This is a genomic window from Phytoactinopolyspora endophytica, from assembly GCF_004138495.1.
GTDB classification, from domain to species: domain Bacteria; phylum Actinomycetota; class Actinomycetes; order Jiangellales; family Jiangellaceae; genus Phytoactinopolyspora; species Phytoactinopolyspora endophytica.
In genome coordinates this window covers 325,384-327,645 of record NZ_ML142854.1, presented here as the reverse complement: position 1 = coordinate 327,645, position 2,262 = coordinate 325,384, and the positions used below count along the sequence as shown (strand labels likewise).

Below are 2,262 nucleotides of genomic sequence, written 5' to 3'. Positions count from 1 at the left end.
GCGCAGGGCGTCCTCGATGCCACGGTGGAACGTCGGATACGCGTAGATCATGTGCCGCAGCCGCTCCACCGGCACCACGCCGTGGACAGCGACGGAGAGCGCCCCCAGCACCTCACCACCGTTCGGCCCGGCCGAGGTAGCTCCGATCAGCACGCCGCGGTCGGCGTCGGCGACCAGCTTGATCACGCCGTCGTTCCCGGCCTTGTGGATCCAGCCCCGCGCCGTCGACGGCACCTGCGCCACCCCCACCTGCACGTTGACACCGGCCTCGCGAGCCTGGGCCTCGGTCGTCCCCACGGCGCCGATCTCCGGGTCGGTGAACGTCACCCGCGGCAGCGCACGGTAGTCCGCAGGGGGACCGTCCTGGCCCAGGATGTCCCGGACGACGATGTCCGCCTGGTACGTCGCGACGTGAGTGAACGCACCGCGCCCCGTCACGTCGCCGACGGCCCACAGATTCTCCCCGGCGCGCAGCCGGTCATCCACCTCGATCGAGCGGGCGGACGGGTCGAGGCCGACTGTGTCGACGCCTAACCGGCCCAGATCGGCTCTCCGTCCGACGGACACCAGCAGCCGCTGCGTGGCGAGGTCGGTCCCGTCGTCCAGGGTCACGGCGAACTCGGCGCCGTCGTGGCTCACCATCGTCGCGCTGCTGCCGGTGCGGACGCCGATGCCGTCCGCTTCCAGAGCCGACTGCGCCAGCCTCGACGACTCCGGCTCCTCGAACGGCAGCAGCCGGTCGGCCGCCTCGACAACCGTGACCCTGGAGCCGAACCGGGCGAACGCCTGGGCCAGCTCCAGCCCGATCGCGCCGCCGCCCAGAACCATCAGCGAGTCCGGCAGGTCCTTGGTCTCCAAGGCGTCCCTGTTCGTCCAGTACGGGGTGTCGGCCAAGCCCTCGATCGGCGGGATCACCGGTTCGGTGCCGGCACCGATGACGACGCCGCGCCGGGCCTCGAACGTGGTGCCGTCGACCTCTACCAAACCCGGGCCGCCAAGCTTCGCCCAGCCGCGGACGAAGCGCGCTCCCTTGCCGGTGAGCCTGTCCACGGCGATCTGGTCGTTCCAGTCCGTGGTCGCCTCATCCCGGATACGCGTCGCCACCGGGGTCCAGTCCGGGCTGACCTCAGCATGACCGGCCATCCCGTCCACACGGCGGGTCTCGGCCAGCAGATCAGCGGCCCGGATCGCCATCTTGCTGGGAATACAGCCCCAGTACGGACACTCCCCTCCGACCAGTTTGCCCTCGATCCCGACGACGTCCAGCCCAGCCTCCGCCAGCGAACCCGCGACAGCCTCGCCACCGACGCCTAAACCTACGACGATCACATCGGCCTGTTCACTCATGTGCTCCGTACCACCTTCGTATCGTCACCCTGGCGGATGCCCTTGCAACCCGCTCCCACCATCGTGGACCTCCCCGATGGTCTCTGCCTACGTGATCGCCGAGGCAGCTCGTGGACATCGGAGAAAACCACTGCGCGGAAGCGCTAGTCTGAACGCTGGCTACGGGCAGGAGCCGGCATCAAGGAGAGAGAAATGACGGGCGCTCATCGCGGCGGTCGGAGACGACGCATCTCGGCGCGGCGCACGCTACCGACAGTGACCGCACTGGCCGCTCTCGGGGCGGTGGCCTTCGTGGTCGCCTCCGGAGGTATCACGCTCGGCGACGAGACAGCGACCCCGTCCGACGGCACGCACGTAGCGCTCGGCGACGGCGAGGCCGATGCTTCGGACGATCACGCAGCGCCTGACCGGTCGGCCGACGATGACGCGTCCCGCGGCGATCGCCGCTCGCTCGGCGACGGCCCGTCCGAGCGACCCACGCTGGACCCCACGGTGGCCATCACTGTCTCCGGTCCGGAAGTCAACGGCCGGTCGCAGCCTGCACCGGTCGACCCGCCACAGTCCGGCGAGGGAACCTACCAGATCGTGTCCGGCACCGATCCCGCCCCGGATCGGCTCTCCGGTGACGTGGAGCGCTACATCGTGGAGGTGGAGGAAGGGCTGCCGTTCGACCCAGAAGAGTTCGCTGCGCAGGTACACACCATCCTCAACGACGACCGTGGCTGGGGCCATGACGGCAGCGTCCGCTTCGAACGCGTCGACTCCGGGCCGGTGTCGATCCGAGTCTCGTTGTCCAGCGCGGATCTCACCGACGACGAGTGCTACCCGTTGCTTACCCAGGGCCGGGTCTCCTGCTGGAACGGTTCCCGTGCGGTGATCAACGCGGAACGCTGGGGGAAGGGCGCCGACACATTC

Annotated in this window: 2 protein-coding genes; one reads left to right on the top strand and one right to left on the bottom strand. The window is 69.6% G+C overall.

Annotated elements, in window-relative coordinates; all coding sequences use genetic code 11:
• Positions 1-1,347 (bottom strand): dihydrolipoyl dehydrogenase family protein (locus tag ELR45_RS14570; RefSeq protein WP_165367777.1); only part of this gene is annotated, 1,347 nt, incomplete at its 3' end.
• Positions 1,348-1,539: 192 nt separating this feature from the next.
• Here ELR45_RS14570 and ELR45_RS14565 point away from each other — a divergent pair.
• On the top strand, positions 1,540-2,262 hold a 723-nt coding region (locus tag ELR45_RS14565; RefSeq protein WP_205856594.1), incomplete at its 3' end, for a DUF3152 domain-containing protein.